13 protein-coding genes and 1 tRNA gene are annotated in these 18,880 nt (G+C 70.7%); 7 read left to right on the top strand and 7 right to left on the bottom strand.

Annotated elements, in window-relative coordinates; genetic code table 11:
- Positions 1-4 precede the first annotated feature (4 nt).
- The 3 genes from rlmB to rnr form a co-directional block, all read right to left on the bottom strand.
- Positions 5-751, bottom strand: coding sequence for a 23S rRNA (guanosine(2251)-2'-O)-methyltransferase RlmB (rlmB, locus tag M503_RS0100240; RefSeq protein WP_028918492.1), 747 nt, complete (start codon positions 749-751; stop codon positions 5-7).
- 64 nt (positions 752-815) lie between these two features.
- Positions 816-1,304, bottom strand: a complete 489-nt coding sequence (locus M503_RS0100235) for a GFA family protein (RefSeq protein ID WP_028918491.1) — start codon at positions 1,302-1,304, stop codon at positions 816-818.
- 1 nt (position 1,305) lies between these two features.
- Positions 1,306-3,639, bottom strand: a complete 2,334-nt coding sequence (gene rnr, locus M503_RS0100230) for a ribonuclease R (RefSeq protein WP_428992205.1) — start codon at positions 3,637-3,639, stop codon at positions 1,306-1,308.
- Between the two features lie 239 nt (positions 3,640-3,878).
- On the opposite strand from rnr, the gene M503_RS0100225 reads away from it, so the two are divergent.
- The 4 genes from M503_RS0100225 (at position 3,879) to M503_RS0100210 (ending at position 9,089) form a co-directional block, all read left to right on the top strand.
- Positions 3,879-3,963 (top strand) — tRNA-Leu (locus M503_RS0100225).
- A gap of 138 nt (positions 3,964-4,101) precedes the next feature.
- Positions 4,102-5,922 carry an SLC13 family permease gene (locus M503_RS0100220; RefSeq protein WP_028918489.1) on the top strand — a complete coding sequence of 607 codons (1,821 nt, stop codon included), beginning with the start codon at positions 4,102-4,104 and terminating at the stop codon, positions 5,920-5,922.
- A 70-nt stretch (positions 5,923-5,992) separates the two neighbouring features.
- Positions 5,993-8,236 (top strand): DNA topoisomerase IV subunit A, encoded by a 2,244-nt coding sequence (gene parC / locus M503_RS0100215; RefSeq protein WP_028918488.1) that lies wholly within the window; start codon positions 5,993-5,995, stop codon positions 8,234-8,236.
- A 196-nt stretch (positions 8,237-8,432) separates the two neighbouring features.
- Entirely contained in the window at positions 8,433-9,089 is a 657-nt protein-coding gene (locus M503_RS0100210) for a thiopurine S-methyltransferase (protein WP_028918487.1), read from the top strand.
- Between the two features lie 18 nt (positions 9,090-9,107).
- Here M503_RS0100210 and bfr read toward each other — a convergent pair whose 3' ends face one another.
- A complete protein-coding gene (gene bfr / locus M503_RS0100205) occupies positions 9,108-9,599 on the bottom strand; it encodes a bacterioferritin (protein WP_028918486.1) in 492 nt (163 codons plus the stop codon).
- Positions 9,600-9,753: 154 nt separating this feature from the next.
- Between bfr and M503_RS0100200 the strand changes: the two genes are divergently transcribed.
- Together M503_RS0100200 and M503_RS0100195 are read left to right on the top strand one after the other, a co-directional pair.
- Positions 9,754-12,144 (top strand): penicillin acylase family protein, encoded by a 2,391-nt coding sequence (locus M503_RS0100200; protein ID WP_028918485.1) that lies wholly within the window; start codon positions 9,754-9,756, stop codon positions 12,142-12,144.
- Positions 12,145-12,208: 64 nt separating this feature from the next.
- Positions 12,209-12,526, top strand: a complete 318-nt coding sequence (locus tag M503_RS0100195) for an I78 family peptidase inhibitor (protein WP_231472278.1) — start codon at positions 12,209-12,211, stop codon at positions 12,524-12,526.
- Positions 12,527-13,515: 989 nt separating this feature from the next.
- Here the strand turns inward: M503_RS0100195 and asnB are convergent.
- On the bottom strand, positions 13,516-15,210 hold the full coding sequence (gene asnB / locus M503_RS0100190; RefSeq protein ID WP_028920471.1) for an asparagine synthase B: 1,695 nt from the start codon (positions 15,208-15,210) through the stop codon (positions 13,516-13,518).
- A 329-nt stretch (positions 15,211-15,539) separates the two neighbouring features.
- Between asnB and M503_RS0100185 the strand changes: the two genes are divergently transcribed.
- Positions 15,540-17,240, top strand: coding sequence for an AarF/UbiB family protein (locus M503_RS0100185; protein WP_051412410.1), 1,701 nt, complete (start codon positions 15,540-15,542; stop codon positions 17,238-17,240).
- Positions 17,241-17,242: 2 nt separating this feature from the next.
- Here M503_RS0100185 and dapE read toward each other — a convergent pair whose 3' ends face one another.
- Both dapE and M503_RS0100175 read right to left on the bottom strand, forming a co-directional pair.
- Positions 17,243-18,382 (bottom strand): succinyl-diaminopimelate desuccinylase, encoded by a 1,140-nt coding sequence (gene dapE, locus M503_RS0100180; protein WP_028920470.1) that lies wholly within the window; start codon positions 18,380-18,382, stop codon positions 17,243-17,245.
- Positions 18,383-18,443: 61 nt separating this feature from the next.
- Positions 18,444-18,800, bottom strand: a complete 357-nt coding sequence (locus tag M503_RS0100175) for an arsenate reductase (RefSeq protein ID WP_028916259.1) — start codon at positions 18,798-18,800, stop codon at positions 18,444-18,446.
- Between the last annotated feature and the right edge of the window lie 80 nt (positions 18,801-18,880).

Genomic DNA, 18,880 nt, shown 5'->3' with positions numbered 1-18,880 from the left:
CCGCTCAGCTGCGCTGTCGGACGGCCTCGAACAGGCAGATGCCGGCTGCCACCGAGACGTTGAGGCTCTCGATGTCGCCCGGCATGGGGATGCGCACCAGTGCGTCGCAGTTCTCGCGGGTGAGCCGGCGCAGGCCTTCGGCCTCGCCGCCCAGGACCAGGGCGACGTTGCCTTTGAGGTCCAGCGAATACAGCGGGCTGTCGACCTCGCCGGCCAGGCCGTAGATCCACACGCCCAGCTTCTGCAGGTCGCGCAGGGTCCGCGAGAGGTTGGTCACCGAGACCACCGGCAGGCGGTCGGCGGCACCGGCCGAGGTCTTGCGCACGGTGGCGTTGACCGGCGCGGACTTGTCCTTGGGAATGACCACGGCGGTGGCGCCGGCGGCCGCGGCGCTGCGCAGGCAGGCGCCGAGGTTGTGCGGGTCCTGCACGCCATCCAGCACCAGCAGCAGCGCGCGGCCCTCGGCGGCCTCGACCAGCCCGGCCAGCTCGTGCTCGTCCCAGGTCTTCGCCGCGGCATAGCGCGCGGCCACGCCCTGGTGGCGGACGTTGCCGCCGATGCCGTCGAGGGCCTGGGTGGCGACCTTGCGCACCTCGATGCCGCGGCGCCGCGCCTGCTCCTCGATCTCGACCAGGCGGGGGTTGCGCGCGCCGGAGTCGACCAGCACCTCGCGCACGTGCTCGGCGTCGTGTTCCACGGCCGAAGCGACCGCGTTGACGCCCACGACCCACTGGTTCTGCTTGCTGCTCATGCTGCCGACCGCCGTAAGGAAGCGCGCATTATCGCACCCCCGGGGGCCGCCCAGCGGGCCGCCTTCACGCCGCCGGGGGTGGCGGCCAGTCGGCGGTGTCGTGGTCCGGGTGCTGCCGGGAGACGATCCGGGCCAGGAACTCCGCCGCGGCCTCGTCCTCCTCGGTGCGCCGCGCCGGCAGGCCGGGCAGCGTGTCCATGAACGGCAGCCTCGCCTCCACCCCGTACTGGATCGACGGTGGCACGAGCGCCGGCTCGTCGAACGCGCCGGCGGCCAGGGCGATGCCGTCCGGCGCCTCGTAGGTCAGCGGAGTACCGCAGTCGGCGCAGAAGCCGCGCCGCACCAGGTTGGAGGACTGGAAGCGCTTCGGCTCGCCGCGGGTCCACTCCAGTTGCAGCCCGCGGGTGGAGACCAGCGGCGCGTAATAGGCTCCGAACGCCTTCTGGCACATCCGGCAGTGGCAGATCAAGGCGTCCCACAGCTTGCCGGTGACGCGGAAGCGCACCGCGCCACACTGGCAGCCTCCTGTACAGGTCGGTGGCTGCGTACCCATCTCAGTACTTCTGCTTCTTGCGGCGCGCCGGCTGCCCGCGCGGCGGCAGCGGCGGCAGGCCGGTGTCGGCGTCGGGCGCTTCGACCAGGCGGAAGTCGATCTTGCGGTCCTCCATGCTCGCCTTGAGCACGACGATGCGCACCCGGTCGCCGAGCCTGAATTCCATGCCGCGGCGCTCGCCGGTGAGCATCTTCCGCATCGGGTCGAAGTGGTAGTAGTCGTGCGGCAGCTGGGTGACGTGGACCAGGCCGTTGACCTTGGACTGGTCCAGTTCGACGAACAGGCCAAAGCTGGTCACGCCGCTGATCACGCCGTCGAACTGGCCGCCGACGTGCTGCTCCATCCACGCCGCGCGGTAGCGTTCGTCGACCTCGCGCTCGGCCTCGTCGGCGCGGCGCTCGCGCTCGGAGCACTGCAGGGCCAGGGCGGCCATGTCGCGCGCCGTGTACTGGTAGCTCTCGGCCTTCTTCCGCGCCAGCCCGTGCTTGATCGCGCGGTGCACCAGCAGGTCCGGGTAGCGGCGGATCGGCGAGGTGAAGTGGGCGTAGGCCTCCAGCGCCAGGCCGAAGTGGCCGGCGTTGTCGGGCGAATAGATCGCCAGGCTCTGGCTGCGCAGCAGCACCGATTCGAGCAGGGTCGCGTCGGCGCGGTCGCGCACCTTCTTCAGCAGGCGGGTGAAGTCGCCCGGCTCCACCTTGCTCCACGCCGGCATGCTCAGCTTGAACTCCTTGAGGAATTCCAGCAGGTCGGCGTACTTGGACTCCGGCGGCTTCTCGTGGATGCGGAACGGCGCCGGGATCTGGGTCTTCAGCAGGAAGCGGGCCGCCTCGACGTTGGCCGCGATCATGCATTCCTCGATCAGCTTGTGCGCGTCGTTGCGCACCAGCATGCCGGCCTGGGTGACCTCGCCGCGGTTGTCGAGGACGAAGCGGACCTCGCTGCTCTCGAACTCGATCGCGCCGCGGCGCGCGCGCGCCTTGGCCAGCACCTGGTAGAGCTGGTGCAGGCGCTGCACCTGCGGCAGCAGGCCGCCGATCTGGGCCTTGGCCTCCTCGTCGTCCTCGCCCACCGCCTTCCACACCTGGGTGTAGGTCAAGCGCGCGTGCGAATTCATCACCGCCTCGTAGAACTTCGAGCGGACGACCTCGCCCTCGTGGTCCACCTGCATGTCGCAGACGAAGCACATGCGGTCGACCTTGGGCATCAGCGAGCAGATGCCGTTGGACAGGGTCTCCGGCAGCATCGGCACGACGAAGCCGGGGAAGTACACCGAGGTGGCGCGCTTCTGCGCCTCGTCGTCCAGCGGCGTGCCGGGACGCACGTAATGGGAAACGTCGGCGATCGCCACTACCAGGCGGAAGCCCTGGCGGTTGGGTTCGCAGTAGACCGCGTCGTCGAAGTCCTTGGCGTCCTCGCCGTCGATGGTGACCAGCGGCATGGCGCGCAGGTCGACGCGGTCGCCGATCATCGACGGTTCCACCACCAGCGGCACCGCGGTGGCCTCGTCCAGCACCTCCGGCGGGAACTCGTGCGGCAGGTTGTGGCCGTGGATCGCGGTCTCGACCACCAGCGACGGGGTCAGGCTGTCGCCCAGCACCGCCACCACCTTGCCGATCGGCGGGCGCCGGGTATCCGGCGGCTGCACCAGCTCGCACACCACCAGCTGGCCTTCGCGCGCGCCGCCGGTGGCGTCCGGCGGAACCTGCACGTTGCGCTGCATGCGGCGGTCGTCGGGAACCACGAAGCTGATGCCCGCCTCGGTGCCGAAGCGACCGATCAGGCGGTGCACGCCGCGCTCGAGGACGCGGGCGATGCTGCCCTCGCGGCGGCCACGTCGGTCGATGCCGGTGACGTTGGCCAGCGCGCGGTCGCCGTGCATGACCTTGCGCATTTCATAGGGCGGCAGGAACAGGTCGTCGCCGCCGCCGGCATCGGGACGCAGGAAGCCGAAGCCTTCGGGGTTGGCGATGACCACGCCGGGAATCAGGTTGGTGTGCTCGACCGGGGCGAAGCCGCCGCGGCGGTTCTGCACCAGCTGGCCGTCGCGGACCATCGCACCCAGGCGCTTGCCCAGCGCGTCGAAGCGGTCCGGGTCGGTGAGGCCGAGGATGCGTGCCAGCTCTTCGGCGGTCTGCGGGCCGTCGGCCGCTTCCAGGGTGGCGAGGATGGCCTCGCGGCTGGCGATGGGATTGTCGTAGCGCTGCGCCTCGCGGGCGGCGAATGGATCGGCGACCGCGGGGCCCGCGGCTTGCCGGCTCGGCGTTCGCGCCGGCGCGGCGGACGTCGCGCCCCTGCCGGGCCTGGCCTGGCGCACTGCCGGTGCGGGCTCCGGCATCCATGGGGGCAACTTGCCGGCCTGGCGCTTGCCGCCGCCCTTGCCTCCCGCGCTGCTTCCTGCACCCTTCCCTGCGCCGGCGCCACCGGCTCCCTTGCGGCTGCCGCCGCGACTTCCAGTCTTGTTCATGGCGCGATCCTACACCCAGCCTGCTGTACCGCCCGTGGGGACTTCCGGTGCCAGCCGTACACGAAACGTTGACAACGCCCGGGCACGCACGCAGAATGCGCGGCTCACCTGCCCAGGTGGCGGAATTGGTAGACGCACTAGTTTCAGGTACTAGCGGGTAAAACCGTGGAGGTTCGAGTCCTCTCCTGGGCACCAACGGCGCAGCGGCCTCACGGCCACCGATGAACCTCGCCCCGGCGAGGTTTTTTCGTATCAGGGCCCGCGGACGTGGGCATCACCAGGCCCCCGGCGCCGCTCTGGCACGATCCGGGTCAGCGCAGGGGATGCATAGGCATGGACCCACAACAGATCGTCTTCCTGCTGATCCTCGGCGGCGCCCTGGCGCTGTTCGTCAGCGGGCGCATGCGCGTGGACCTGGTGGCGATGCTGGCCCTGCTGGCGCTGGGCCTCACCGGCATCCTCGACGCGCGGCAGCTGCTCGCCGGGTTCTCCAGCGAGCCGGCGATCATCGTCGCCTCGGTCTTCGTGCTTTCGGCCGGGCTGTCGGCCACCGGCATCACCGACCGCATCGGCGCCGGGATAGGCCGCGCCGCCGGCGGCAGCGAATGGCGCACGATCGCCGTGGTCATGCCCGCGACCGCCGCGCTGGCGGCGTTCTCGCACCACGTCATGGTCACCGCGATGATGCTGCCGATCCTCATGCGCCTGGCGCGCGAGCGGAAGCTGCCGGTCTCGCGCCTGCTGATGCCGATGTCGCTGGCCGCCTCGCTGGGCACCACCCTGACGCTGTTCAGCGCGCCGGCCTTCCTGCTGGCCAGCGACCTGCTCAAGCGCGGCGGGGCCGAAGGCCTCGACATCTTCGACATCACCCCGATCGGCGCGGTACTGGTGCTGCTGGGCACCACCTACATGCTGCTGGGCCGCTGGCTGCTGCCGCGACGCGAGGGCGAGGCCCAGGCGGTGGATCCGCTGCGCCTGGAACGCTATTACACCGAGCTGCTGGTGGAGGACGGCTCACCGTGGATCGGCCGCACCCGCGGAGAGTTCGAACAGGCCTTCGCCGAGCGCCTGCAGGTGGTGGACTGGCTGCGCCATGGCGTGCGTCGGCGCCGCCAGGCCGGCGACAGCCCGCTGGCCGCCGGCGACGTGCTGCTGGTGCGGGCGCCGCCGGACGAGATCGCCTCGATCCGCGACGAACCCGGGCTGGCCCTGCATGCGGTGGCCAAGTACGGCGACACCCCTCGCGAGGACCGCCAGGCCGAACTGCTCGGCGAGGAGCAGCTGGTCCAGGCAGTGGTCGCGCCGCACTCGGAGTTCATCGGCCGCAGCGTCGCCGACATCGACTTCCTGCGCACGCTGGGCGTGGTCGTGGTCGGGCTGTGGCGCCGCGAGGGCTGGCTGCACGGCGAGCTGTCGGAGATGCGCCTGGAGGAAGGCGACCTGCTGGTGCTGTGGGGCCGGCAGGCGGACGTCCAGTCGCTGGCCTCGCACCGCGGCTTCATGATGCTGATGCCGTTCCAGGGCCGGCGCCAGACCCGGCGTCGTGCGCCGCTGGCGGTGGCGATCATGGTGGCCACGGTGGTCGCGGCGGCCACCGGCCTGCTTGCGCCGCAGACCGCCTTCCTGGCCGGTGCCGTGGCCATGGTGGTCGGCCGTTGCGTGGCGATCGAACAGGCCTATGCCGGGATCGACGTGCGCATCTTCGTGATGATCGCCGGCGTGATCCCGCTGGGCATCGCCATGGAGCAGACCGGCACCGCGCAGGCCGTGGCCGACCTGCTGATGGCCCACGCCGCACAGTGGCCGGTGTTCGTGCTGCTGCTGGTGATGTTCGGCACCGCCGCCCTGCTGACCCAGATCCTCTCCGACGCGGCCACCACGGTGCTGCTGGCGCCGATCGCGCTGGCGGTGGCCGAGTCGCTGGGGCTGCCGCCGACGCCGTTCGTGGTCTGCACCGCCATGGGCGCGGTCGCCTCGTTCCTGACCCCGATCGGGCACCACGGCAACCTGCTGATCCTCAACCCCGGCCGCTACACCTTCGGCGACTTCCTGCGGGTGGGCGTGCCGCTGACCACGGCCATCGCCCTGGCCACGGCGTGGATGGCGCGGGCGCTGTGGCTCGGCGGCCCGCTGCTGCCGTCGCTGCCGGGCTGAACGGCGCCGCCGGGGCGCGGCACGCGGGTAGAATCGCAGGCTTCCGCAACATCAGGCTGTCGCCGCCCCCATGACCGAAACCATCCGCCCCACGTTCCACGGCTTCGAACAGATCCCGCTGCGCGAGTACGCCGAACGCGCCTATCTGGACTATTCGATGTACGTGGTGCTGGACCGCGCCCTGCCGTTCCTGGGCGACGGGCTCAAGCCGGTGCAGCGGCGCATCATCTATTCGATGAGCGAGCTGGGGCTCAACGCCGCGGCCAAGCCGAAGAAGTCGGCGCGCACCGTCGGCGACGTGATCGGCAAATACCATCCGCACGGCGACTCGGCCTGCTACGAGGCGCTGGTACTGATGGCCCAGCCGTTTTCCTACCGCTACCCGCTGATCGAGGGCCAGGGCAACTTCGGCTCCAGCGACGACCCGAAGTCGTTCGCGGCCATGCGCTACACCGAGTCCAAGCTGACCCCGATCGCCGAGGTCCTGCTGGGCGAGCTGGGCCAGGGCACGGTGGACTGGGTGCCGAACTTCGACGGCACCCTGCAGGAGCCGAGCTGGATGCCGGCGCGCCTGCCGCACCTGCTGCTCAACGGCACCACCGGCATTGCCGTGGGCATGGCCACCGACGTGCCGCCGCACAACCTCAACGAGATCGTCAGCGCCTGCGTGCGCCTGCTCGATGACCCCGACGCCACCGTCGCCGACCTGTGCGAGCACGTGCGCGGCCCGGACTACCCGACCACCGCCGAGATCATCACCGCCCCCGGGGAACTGCGGGCGATGTACGAGCAGGGTACCGGCTCGGTCCGTGCCCGCGCCACCTGGCAGAAGGAGAACGGCAACTTCGTCGTCACCGCCCTGCCCTACCAGGTCTCGCCGTCCAAGGTGATCGAGCAGATCGCCGCGCAGATGCGCGCCAAGAAGCTGCCGTGGCTGGAGGACATCCGCGACGAGTCCGACCACGCCAACCCGGTGCGGGTGGTGCTGGTGCCGCGCTCCAACCGCGTCGACGCCGAGCAGCTGATGGGCCACCTGTTCGCCACCACCGACCTGGAAAAGAGCTACCGGGTCAACCTCAATGTCATCGGCCTGGACGGCAAGCCGGCGGTCAAGAACCTGCGCACCCTGCTGGATGAGTGGCTGACCTTCCGTACCGATACCGTCGCGCGGCGCCTCAAGCACCGCCAGGAAAAGGTCGAGCGTCGCCTGCATCTGCTGGAAGGCCTGCTGGTGGCCTTCCTCAACCTCGACGAGGTGATCCGCATCATCCGCACCGAGGACGAGCCGAAGCCGGCGCTGATCGCCCGCTTCGGCCTGACCGACGAGCAGGCCGACTACATCCTCGAGACCAAACTGCGCCAGCTGGCCCGCCTGGAGGAAATGAAGATCCGCGGCGAGCAGGACGAGCTGGCCAAGGAGCTGGAGCGGATCATCGCCACCCTCGGCAGCAAGGCCAGGCTGAAGAAGCTGGTCAAGGACGAGCTGCTGGCCGACGCGAAGAAGTTCGGCGACGCGCGCATGTCGCCGCTGGTCCAGCGCGACGCCGCCCACGCCATCGACGAGACCGAGCTGGTGCCCAGCGAGCCGATGACCGTGGTGCTGTCGGAAAAGGGCTGGATCCGCGCCGCCAAGGGCCACGACATCGACGCCGCCGGCCTGTCCTACCGCGAGGGCGACCGCCTGCTGGCGGCGGTGCGCAGCCGCAGCACCCAGCAGGTGGCCTTCCTCGATTCGCAGGGCCGCAGCTACTCGACCGCGGTGCACACCCTGCCCTCGGCGCGCGGCAACGGCGAACCGCTGACCGGCCGCTTCTCGCCGGCCGCAGGCGCCTCGTTCCAGGCGCTGGCCAGCGGCGACAACGACAGCCGCTTCGTGCTGGCGTCGTCGCACGGCTACGGCTTCGTCACCCGCTTCGAGAATCTCACCGGCCGCAACAAGGCTGGCAAGGCCATGCTCAACCTGACCCCGAACGCGTGCGTGCTGCAGCCGGCGGCGCTGGCCAACCCGGAGACCGACCGCATCGTCGCCGTCACCAGCGCCGGCCACCTGCTGGCGATCCCGGCCGCCGAGCTGCCCGAGCTGGACAAGGGCAAGGGCAACAAGCTGATCGACATTCCCAAGGCCAAGCTCGCCACCGAGCGCGTGGTCGCGATCGCCGCGGTGTCGCCCGGCCAGACCCTGCAGGTACGCAGCGGCCAGCGCACCATGTCGCTGTCGTTCAAGGACCTGGAGGAGTACCTGGGGGCGCGGGCGACGCGGGGCGGGTTGTTGCCGCGGGGATGGCAGAAGGTCGACGCACTGGACGTGGAATAAGCCGTCGCAACCCACTGCCGCAGCGCGCGGCGGCGCGCCCGGCGCCGTCGCAAGCCGGTCGTGCAGGGGCGCGGCAGAAGGTCGACGCACTGGACGTGGAATAAGCCGTCGCGACCCACTGCACAGCGCGCGGCGGCGCGACTGGCGCCGTCGCAAGCCGGTCGTGCAGGGGCGCGCGCCATGAATGGAGGACGCGATGGAACCCGGTTTCTGGCTGCAACGCTGGCAGGAGGGCCGCATCGGCTTCCATCGCGACGCGGTGATGCCGCTGCTGGAGCGGTACTGGCCGACGCTGGAACTGCCCGCGGACGCCGCCGTATTCGTGCCGCTGGCCGGCAAGACCCTGGACATGCACTGGCTGGCCGCGCTCGGCCATCCGGTGCTGGGCGCGGAACTCTCCCCGCTGGCCGTGGAGGCGTTCTTCGCCGAAGCCGGCGTGGTGCCGCAGCGGGAACAGGACGCGGACGGCGTGCACCACCGCAGCGGCCGGATCGACCTGGTGCTCGGCGACGTGTTCGCCCTCTCGGCTGCCACGCTGGCTTCGATGCGCGGCGTCTACGACCGCGCCGCGCTGATCGCACTGCCGCCGGACATGCGCCGGCGCTACGCCGGCGAGGTGTACGGCCGCCTGCCGCGCGGCTGCCGCGGCCTGCTGATCACGCTCGAATATCCGCAGGCGGAGAAGGACGGACCGCCGTTCTCCGTCCCTGAGGACGAAGTCCGCGGCCTGTTCGCCGCGCACTGGGACGTGGAGCTGCTGGAGCGGCGCGACATCCTGGCCAGCGAGCCGGGATTCCGCGCTGAGGGCGTGACCGCACTGTCCACCGCGGTCTACCGCCTGCTGCGCCGCTGACCGCGACGCCCAGGCGCGTCAGCCGTGGGCCGGCGCACCGTCGCCGTCGAGCTTGGACAGCTGGTAGTTCTCCAGGCCGATCATGCGGATCAGGTGCAGCTGCTGCTCCAGCCACCAGGCGTGGTCTTCCTCGGTGTCCTTCAGCTGGGCCAGGAGCATGTCGCGGCTGACGTAGTCCTGCATGTCCTCGCACAGCTTCATCGCCGCGGCCAGGTTGGCGCGGACCTCGTACTCGACCTTCAGGTCGGCCTCGAGCATCTCGACCACGGTGCCGCCCGGGGTGAACGGGTGCGGACGCATGTCCGGCTCGCCCTCCAGGAACAGGATCCGGCGCAGGATCGCGTCGGCGTGCCCGGTCTCTTCCTGCATCTCATGGTCGATGCGCTCGTACAGCGCCTTCAGCCCCAGGTCCTCGTAGCGGCGCGAGTGCAGGAAATACTGGTCGCGCGCGGCCAGTTCACCCCGCAGCAGTTCCTTGAGGCAGTCGATGACTTCGGGGTGGCCCTTCATGGCGGCGGCTCCGTACGCGTGGGGGTTGCGGGACGCAGTCTGCCGCAAGCCCGGCCGCGGTGTTTCAATCGGAATCAGTCGCAATTGGCCGGCCCGGCCGGCGTGGAATAATCGGTCGCAGCGGGCCGCCGGCCACGCATCGCAAGGGGAACGCATGCTCCGCTGGATCCGACGCCTGTTCGCGTTGCTGCTGTTGCTGGTCCTGGTCCTCGCCCTGCTGGCCTGGTGGCTGCTGCGCGGCAGCCTGCCCGCCCTCGACGGCGACGACCTGCCCCTGGCCGGCCTGTCCGCGCCGGTGAGCGTGCAGCGCGACGCGCTGGGCGTGGTCACCATCGAGGCGGTGAACGAGGCCGATGCGATGCGGGCGCTGGGCTATGTGCACGCCCAGGAACGCTACTTCGAGATGGACCTGATGCGGCGCAGCGCCGCCGGCGAACTGGCCGGACTGTTCGGCCCGATCGCCCTGGACACGGACCGCGAACGCCGCCTGCACCGCATCCGCGCGCGCGTGATCCGGAACCTCGACGCCTTCATCGGCGACCGCGCCGCGCAGCTGCAGGCCTACACCGATGGCGTCAACGCCGGTCTCGACGGCCTGCGCACGCGCCCCTGGCCCTACCTGCTGCTGCGCGAGCAGCCGCGGCGCTGGGAGGTCGCCGATTCGGCGCTGGCCGGCTACGCGATGTACTTCGACCTGCAGGACTCGCGCAACGCGCGCGAACTGGGCCTGTGGCAGCTGCGCCAGCACCTGCCACCGACACTGTTCGTCCTGCTCGTCCACGACGGCAGCGAATGGGACGCGCCGCTGCAGGGGGCCGCGCGCGGCAACGCGGTGCTGCCCGGCCCGGACGAAGTCGACCTGCGTACCCTGCCCGTGCCCGAAGAAGAAGGCACTCCGCGACTGGCCGACAAGGGCACGCCCGGCAGCAACAACTGGGCGGTGGCCGGCACGCTGACCGCCGACGGCCGCGCCATCGTCGCCGACGACATGCACCTGGGCCTGCGCGCGCCCAACATCTGGTTCCGCGTACGCCTGCGCTGGCCCGATCCGCAGGCGCCGGGTGGCCAGGTCGACGTATCCGGCTTCAGCCTGCCCGGCCTGCCGGCGGTGATCGTGGGCAGCAACGGGCATGTCGCCTGGGGCTTCACCAACAGCTACATCGACGCGGCCGACTGGGCGCTGTATCCGGCGGCATCGCCGGACGCGGATGACGAGCAGGTGGTCGAGGAAACGCTGCAGGTGAAGGGCGGCGATCCGGTCGTCCTGCGCGTGCGCGAGACGGCCTGGGGTCCGGTCGTGCACGAGCTGCCCGATGGCCGCCGGCTGGCGCTGCGCTGGGTCGCGCACCAGCCGGGTGCGGTCGGCATCGGGTTCGCCGACATGGCGCGGGCCGCGGACCTCGACCAGGCACTGGACGTGGCCAGCCGTGCCGGCATTCCCGCGCAGAACCTCGTCGTCGCCGATGCACAGGGACGCATCGGCTGGCAGCTCACCGGCATGCGCCCGCTGCGCACCGCCTGTGCGACTGGAGGCGACGGCGATGCATCGGAGCTGCCCGCTCCCGCGGTGGGCGAGATCGCCCCGGCGCCGGACTGTGCGTGGACGATCCGTGCCGATGGCGCCCCGCGCCTGGTTTCGCCGGAGGTAGACCGCGTCTGGACCGCCAACGCCCGCGTGCTCGACGGCGACGCGCTGGCGATCGCCGGCGACGGCGGCTACGCGCTCGGCGCCCGCGCCCGGCAGATCCGCGACGCCCTGCTCGCCGGCGAACGCTTCGACGAACGCGCCCTGCTGGACATCCAGCTCGACGACCGCGCCGTGTTCCTGGAGCGCTGGTGGCAGCTGCTGCGCGACGAGGGCGCGCGCGCCGATTCCGGTTCGGCGTTGCACGCGCTATCCGCCGCCTCGTCGCACTGGGAAGGCCGTGCCACGGTCGACTCGACCAGCTACCGGCTCGTGCGCGCCTGGCGCCTGGCCGTGCATGCACGCATCGCCAGCGGCCTGACCGCGCCGGCCCGCGCCGCGCTGGGCGAGGACTTCGCGATGCCCGACTTCCCGCAACTCGAAGGCGTGGTGTGGCCGCTCCTGCAGGAACGTCCGGCGCACCTGCTGCCGCGCCGCTACGACCGCTGGAACGCGCTGCTGGAAGACGCTGCGCGCGAAGTCCGCGACGACCTCGCCGCGAAAGGACCGCTCGACCAGCGCCCCTGGGGCGAGCGCAACACCGCGCGGATCTGCCATCCGCTGTCCGGCGCCCTGCCCGGCCTGCTTGCCCGCCGCCTGTGCATGCCGGCCGAACCGCTGCCGGGCGACGGCGCCATGCCGCGCGTGCAGGGCCCGGCGTTCGGCGCATCCGAGCGCATGATCGTGGCGCCCGGACACGAAGCCGAAGGCATCGTGCACATGCCCGGCGGGCAGAGCGGCCATCCACTCTCGCCGTTCTGGGGCGCCGGCCACGACGACTGGGTGCATGGACGGCCGACGCCGTTCCTGCCCGGCCCCGCGCAACACACCCTGGTGCTCACGCCCGCGGCGAAGCGCTGACTCGCGGATACGCCATCCGCTCCGGCTGCGGCACAATCCCCGCAGCCCCAACGAGGATCCAGCCATGCGCATCCACCTTGCCCTGCCCATGCTGCTGGCGACGGGCCTGCTCGCTGCCTGCACCTCGCTCCAGCCCGATCCGGGCGCCGCCGGGCGCGCGGGTGCGGCGGCGGGCGCCTGCCAGGCCGACGCCGTGGCCTGGGCGGTCGGCCAGCCGGCCAACGAGAACGAGGAGGTCCTGGCACGCGTCTGGCGCGAAAGCAGCGCCGGCCTGGTCCGCCCGATCGCCCCCGGCCAGGCCGTCACCCGCGACTTCCGCCGCGACCGCCTCAACATCCATATCGACCGCAGCAACGTCATCACCGCGATCGACTGCGGCTGAGCCGAGCGTGCCGCCGGATAAGGCCGCAGGCCGCATCCGGGGCGATCTATCTGCCACTTCAATCCAACGCCGCCCAATCGCGATACCTGCAAGCGCCTGATCCCGCCCGCGGCTGACGCAACGCCGTCCCGGGTTGACGGATCAAAGCAAAGCGGGCTTCGGACGGGGCCGCCGCACCCCGGGTATCCGGGTCACCGCTCAGAAGGACATCCATGTCCTTATTCGCGGCCGTGGCACATCCATGTGCCACTTGCCCCGGATACCCGGGGTACGGCGTCCTCGGGTGGCGTCCCGGTTGTTGCTTCGATTCGCGGCGCGATGGGGCGTTCGCGTAACCCGGACAAGACCGCAGGCCGCATCCGGGTTTTCTTCTTGGCGCTTTCCGATTCCCGGATGCGCTTCGCTTATACGGGCTACGCGCTCTGAGTCCCTCTTCCACTGGGTGAGGCGGCATGGTCGCGCGCCACTGGCGCGCAGGCCGGCGAACGCGCGCGTCCCATGGCGGGCCGGGGCGCGGAGCGGGAGGTGACGAGAGGGTAGGCGTTCCGGCGCTGCTGGCCACCCGACCCTCACCCCCGGCCCCTCTCCCGGAGGGAGAGGGGAGCAAGAGCGAAGCCACGACCTGGAAGCGCCGAAAGACGCGGTAGCGCGGGGGTATGGCGCAAGCAGGCCATGGATGGCCTGCGCTCGCGCGTTGGAGCCATGGACGGCGGAACCGCGCGATGCGCCATACCCCCGNGCTGCCGCGGCTCCATCCGAAGCCGGCGATCCCACGCTGTTGATGTTGCTTTGCTCCCCATTAAGAGGCAGCGGCACAACTCACCGACAGCCCGTAGTCCGGATAAGGCCATGGGCCGCCGGGACAACTTCCGTTGCACCGGCGCGGGCCCGGGGACACGGAGCGGGTCAAGGAGAGAGCAGAAGTTTCAACGTCGCCAGCTTCCCGACCCTCACCCCTGCCCCTCTCCCAGGGGGAGAGGGGAAAGGATTCATACGCCCAGCGCCTGCTCGTGCACGCCAGCAACGGCACGACCCGAGGGGTCGGCCATCTTCGCGAAGCTGGCGTCCCAGGCGATCGCCGCCGGCGAGGAGCAGGCGATCGACTTGCCGCCCGGCACCGTCTCCGCCGCCGCCGGCGTCGGGTAGAAGCGCTCGAAGATCGAACGGTAGAAGTACGCCTCCTTGGTCTGCGGCGGGTTCACCGGGAAACGCTTGTCCGCCGCCGCCAGCTCGCGGTCGCTGACCTGCGCCTCCGCGTGCGCCTTCAGTCCGTCGATCCAGCCGTAGCCCACGCCATCGCTGAACTGCTCCTTCTGCCGCCACAGGATTTCCGGCGGCAGGTAGCCGTCGAAGGCCTGGCGCAGCACCCCCTTCTCCATCCGCTGCGGACCCGCGTCGCCCTTGCGCACCATCTTGTGCGCCGCGTCCATGCGCATGGCCACGTCGAGGAATTCGCGGTCCAGGAACGGCACGCGCGGCTCCACGCCCCAGGCCATCATCGACTTGTTCGCGCGCAGGCAGTCGTAGTTGTTGAGCGCGTCAAGCTTGCGCACCAGCTCCTCGTGGAACTCCCGCGCGTCCGGCGCCTTGTGGAAGTAGAGGTAGCCGCCGAACACCTCGTCGCTGCCTTCGCCCGACAGCACCATCTTCACCCCCATCGCCTTGATCCGCCGCGCCAGCAGGAACATCGGCGTCGACGCGCGGATGGTGGTGACGTCGTAGGTCTCGATGTGGCGGATCACCTCCGGCAGCGCATCCAGGCCTTCCTCGAAGGTGTACGCGAAACCGTGGTGCACCGTGCCCAGCGCCTCGGCGGCGATCTTCGCCGCCGCCAGGTCAGGCGAACCCTTGAGGCCGATCGCGAACGAATGCAGGCGTGGCCACCAGGCCTCGGTGCGGTCGCCGTCCTCGATGCGATGCCGCGCATAGCGCGCGGCCACCGCCGCCACCAGCGACGAATCCAGGCCGCCGGACAACAGCACGCCGTAGGGCACGTCGGTCATCAGCTGGCGGTGCACGGCCGCCTCGAAGGCTTCGCGCAGGTCCTGCGGCGACACCGCCACGCCTTCCACCGCCGCGTAGTCGCGCCAGGGCCGCTCGTAGTATTTCACCAGCTCGCCGGTGGCGGTGTCGTACCAGTGGCCCGGCGGGAACTGCGCCACGTCGGCGCAGTCGTCGACCAGCGCCTTCATCTCCGAAGCCACGCGCAGGCGGCCGGCGCGGTCGTGGCCCCAGTACAGCGGCACCACGCCGATCGGGTCGCGGGCGATGATCGCGCGGGCCTTCGCCTTGTCCCAAAGGGCGAAGGCGAAGATGCCGTTGAGCCGGTTGAGGAACGAGGCCGGTTCGTCCTCGCGGTACAGCGCGTTGATCACCTCGCAGTCGGACTCGGTCTGGAACGCGTAAGCCTGCTCCAGTTCGCCCTTGAGCCGCTTGTGGTTGTAGATCTCGCCGTTGACCGCCAGGGCCAGCTGGCCATCGTCCGACAGCAGCGGCTGCGATCCGCCGGCCGGGTCGACGATGGCCAGGCGCTCGTGGACGAGGATCGCGCCCTCGTCCAGGTACACGCCGCTCCAGTCCGGGCCGCGGTGGCGCTGCCGCTGGGACAGGTCCAGCGCCTGCCGCCGCAGGGCCTGGAGGTCATCGCCTGCCTGCAGGCCGAAGATGCCGAAGATCGAACACATGGGAAACTCCTGGGAGGTCTGGTGGTGTTACGGAATCCTTCCTGCATCGAGGCCAGCGGTCGCCCTTTCCCGGGGCACAAAAAAACCCGCATCGGCCGGATGCGGGTTCTCTGGTAGCCGGGGCCGGTTCGTTCTAGGCCAGGCTGCGCTCCCGCATCGGTCGCGCACGGTTATTCGCCGCATTGTTATTGCGGTTGGAATTGCCCGGATTGGCGCGGTCGCGGAAGTGCATGGAGCCGACGTTAACCGGCCTCCCGGGGCCGCGCAACGGTTGCTGCGGCAACTGACACCCCGCTCACGCCACCGGCCGAATACTTCAGGCCCCAGTGATGCATCCGCCGTCACCGGAGGCCACCTTGCCCGATACCACCCAACGCCTTGCCCGCACCACGCAGGTCGTCACCCGCCTCGCGCGCCACCGCCGCATCCTCTCCGGGATGGACTGGAGTACGGCGCCGGCGACGGAGCCGACCATCGCCCACGTGTCCGAAGTCGCCGAAGCCAAGGCCTTCGCTGCCGACCTGGAGGCGCTGGGCCCGGCCTTCATCAAGCTCGGCCAGTCGCTGTCGACCCGTCCCGACCTGGTGCCGGCGGCCTACATCGATGCCCTGGACCGGATCCAGGACGAAGTCGCGCCAGTGGACACCGCGGTGATCGAGAAGATCATCGAGGACGAACTGGGCGCCAGGATCAGCCGCATCTTCGCCAGCTTCGACCCGGTGCCGCTGGCCGCCGCCTCGCTGGCGCAGGTCCACCGCGCCACCTTGCGCGACGGCCGCGAGGTCGCGGTCAAGGTGCAGCGACCGGGCATGGACGCGGCCATCCGCCTGGACCTGGAAGTGCTGGCCGGCCTGGCCGGCACCGCCGACGCCCTCACCCAGGCCGGACGCCGCCTGCGCTTCGCCGACTGGATCGCCGAGTTCCGCAAGATCCTGCTGCTGGAGCTGGACTACCGCCGCGAAGCCGAGAACCTCGAACGCTTCCGCGAACACCTGTCCGAGTACCCGCACCTGTACGTACCGGCGCCGGTCTGGGGCCTGAGCACCTGCAAGGTGCTGACCATGGAACTGGTCCATGGCGAGAAGGTCACCTCGGTCACCGGCCTGCAGCGCACCGAGCTGGACCTGCGTACGCCGGCCTCCGAGCTGATGCGCGCCTACCTGGACCAGGTGTTCGTCAACGGCGACATCCACGCCGACCCGCACCCGGGCAACGTGCTGCTGTGCCGCGACGGCCGCCTGGCCCTGATCGACCTGGGCATGGTCGCCCAGGTCGCGCCGCGCATGCGCGAGCGCCTGCTCAAGCTGCTGTTCGCCGCGGTCGACGCGCGCGGCGAGGACGTGGCACGCGAGCTGGTGGCGATCGGCACCCGCCTGGAACAGTTCGACGACGCCGCCTTCGTCCGCGACACCGGGCAGCTGGTGGCGCGCTACGCCACCGGCGGCCGGCGCACCTCCGAGGGCCGGCTGTTGCTGGACCTGGTCGCCTGTTCGGCCGAGCGCGGCCTGCGCGTGCCGCCGGAGATCAGCCTGCTCGGCAAGACCCTGCTCAACCTGGAGCGGGTGGCCGATGCGCTGGATCCGGACATGGACGTGCGGCGGATGGTCGAGGCCCACCTGCAGTCGATCATGCGCAAGCAGCTGCGGCGCTCGTTCTCCACCGCCAACATGGCCAGCGAGGCGCTGGAGGTGCAGGCGCTGCTGCGCGACGCGCCGCGCAAGATCTCCGACACGCTGTCGCTGCTGGCGGAGAACAGGATGCAGGTCCGCCTCGATGGCCTTGACCACTCCAGGATCATGGAGAACCTGCAGAAGATCGCCAACCGCATCGCCGCCTCGGTGGTGACCGCGGCGCTGCTGCTGTCCTCGGCGATGCTGATGCGGATCGAGACCAAGGCCACCCTGTTCGGCTACCCGGTACTGGCGGTGCTGCTGTTCCTGGTCGGTGCGGGCCTGGGCATCACCATCGCGCTGAGCGCGCTGATCTTCGACCGCCGCGCGCGGCCGCCCGAACGCAGCGGCCCGAACTGAGCTCAGCGCGCCGGCGGCAGCAGCAGGCGTTCGAGCAGGCGCAGGTACAGGCCAGGCAGCGCTTCCAGGTCGGCCACGGACACGTGCTCGTCGACCTGGTGGATGGACGCGTTCACCGGCCCGACCTCGATGCACTGCGCGCCCAGCGGCGCAATGAAACGTGCGTCCGAGGTGCCGCCGCCGGTGCTTTCCTCCGGCGGCGCGCCGGCGAACTGCGCCAGCACCTCGCGCGCTGCGCTGCGCAGCGGGCCTTCCGGGGTATAGAACGGTTCGCCGCTGCGGTGCCAGCGCAGCGTGTAGTCGAGGCCATGGCGGTCCAGCAGCGCAGCGATTTCCGCCTCCAGCCGCGGCGCGTCCCAGTGCGGGTTGTAGCGCAGGTTGAACAGCACCCGCAGCTCGCCGGGGATGACGTTGCTGGCGCCGGTGCCGGCGTGGATGTTGCTGACCTGCAGGCTGGTCGGGGGGAAGCTCTCGTAGCCTTCGTCCCAGACCCGCGCGGTGAGCTCGGCCAGGGCTGGCGCGGCCTGGTGGATCGGGTTGCGCGCCTTGTGCGGATAGGCGACGTGGCCCTGCACGCCCTTCACCGTGAGCGTGCCCGACAGGCTGCCGCGCCGGCCGACGCGCAGCAGATCGCCCAGCTTCGCGGTGGACGACGGCTCGCCGGTGATGCACCAGTCGATGCGCTGGCCGCGCTGGCGGAAGGTTTCGGCGACGCGGCGCACGCCGTCGATCGCATCACCCTCCTCGTCCGAGGTCAGCAGCAGCGCCAGCGTGCCCGGATGCTCCGGATGCGCGGCGACGAAGCGTTCGGCGGCGACCACGAAGGCGGCGACGCTGCCCTTCATGTCGGCGGCGCCACGGCCGTACAGCACGCCGTCGCGGATCTCCGGCACGAACGGATCGCTGGTCCAGGCTTCGCGCGGGCCCGGAGGCACCACGTCGGTATGTCCCAGCAGCACCAGCACCGGACCGCCTTCGCCGTGCGTGGCCCACAGGTTGTCGACCTCGCCGTAGCGCAGGGATTCGCAGGCGAAGCCGGCACGCTGCAGGCGGTCGGCCAGCAGCGCCTGGCAGCCGGCGTCGTCCGGGGTCACCGAGGGACGCGCGATCAGTTCGCAGGCCAGGTCCAGCACTTCGCTCATGCACTCAATCCGTGTTTGCAGGCGCAGGAAGGATACGACCGCATGCGGTCGCGCGATCGGCTCAGCCGATGCCGAACAGCTTCTTGAAGCCGTTGTCGGAAAAGCCCTGGCTGAAGCTGCCGTCGTCCTTGACCACCACCGGGCGGCGCACCAGCTGCGGGTGCTCGCGCAGCAGCAGCTTCCACTCCGCCTCGCTGCCCGGCGACTTGCGGTTGTCCGGCAGCTGCCGCCAGGTGGTCGAGGACTTGTTCACCAGGGCGTCGAAGCCGCCGGCCTTGCCGGCCCACTCCACCAGGGTCTCGGGCGAAGGCTTGCTGTCGCGGTAGTCGACGAAGGTATACGGCACGCCGAAGCGGTCCAGCCACTTCGTCGCCTTCTTGCAGGTGTCGCAGTTCTTGAGGCCGTAAAGCGTAGTCATCGCAGTCTTCCAGGGTTTGGCAGCCACCATGGCGTCAGGCGGCGGGCTTCGGGTCGCCCGGCGCGGCCATCCGTGGCCGC

The sequence above is a fragment of the Pseudoxanthomonas suwonensis J47 genome (assembly GCF_000513955.1).
In the GTDB taxonomy this organism is placed as follows: Bacteria; Pseudomonadota; Gammaproteobacteria; order Xanthomonadales; family Xanthomonadaceae; genus Pseudoxanthomonas; species Pseudoxanthomonas suwonensis_C.
This window is presented reverse-complemented; position numbering and strand designations above follow the sequence as displayed.

Excerpts from the sequence above, each read along its gene's own strand:
- M503_RS0100235 (WP_028918491.1), bottom strand. The coding sequence starts at position 1,304 with ATGGGTACGCAGCCACCGACCTGTACAGGAGGCTGCCAGTGTGGCGCG.
- M503_RS0100210 (WP_028918487.1), top strand. The coding sequence starts at position 8,433 with ATGGAACCCGGTTTCTGGCTGCAACGCTGGCAGGAGGGCCGCATCGGC.
- dapE (WP_028920470.1), bottom strand. The coding sequence starts at position 18,382 with ATGAGCGAAGTGCTGGACCTGGCCTGCGAACTGATCGCGCGTCCCTCG.
- M503_RS0100195 (WP_231472278.1), top strand. The coding sequence starts at position 12,209 with ATGCGCATCCACCTTGCCCTGCCCATGCTGCTGGCGACGGGCCTGCTC.
- parC (WP_028918488.1), top strand. The coding sequence starts at position 5,993 with ATGACCGAAACCATCCGCCCCACGTTCCACGGCTTCGAACAGATCCCG.
- M503_RS0100220 (WP_028918489.1), top strand. The coding sequence starts at position 4,102 with ATGGACCCACAACAGATCGTCTTCCTGCTGATCCTCGGCGGCGCCCTG.
- M503_RS0100185 (WP_051412410.1), top strand. The coding sequence starts at position 15,540 with ATGCATCCGCCGTCACCGGAGGCCACCTTGCCCGATACCACCCAACGC.
- rnr (WP_428992205.1), bottom strand. The coding sequence starts at position 3,639 with ATGCCGGAGCCCGCACCGGCAGTGCGCCAGGCCAGGCCCGGCAGGGGC.
- M503_RS0100175 (WP_028916259.1), bottom strand. The coding sequence starts at position 18,800 with ATGACTACGCTTTACGGCCTCAAGAACTGCGACACCTGCAAGAAGGCG.
- rlmB (WP_028918492.1), bottom strand. The coding sequence starts at position 751 with ATGAGCAGCAAGCAGAACCAGTGGGTCGTGGGCGTCAACGCGGTCGCT.
- bfr (WP_028918486.1), bottom strand. The coding sequence starts at position 9,599 with ATGAAGGGCCACCCCGAAGTCATCGACTGCCTCAAGGAACTGCTGCGG.
- M503_RS0100200 (WP_028918485.1), top strand. The coding sequence starts at position 9,754 with ATGCTCCGCTGGATCCGACGCCTGTTCGCGTTGCTGCTGTTGCTGGTC.
- asnB (WP_028920471.1), bottom strand. The coding sequence starts at position 15,210 with ATGTGTTCGATCTTCGGCATCTTCGGCCTGCAGGCAGGCGATGACCTC.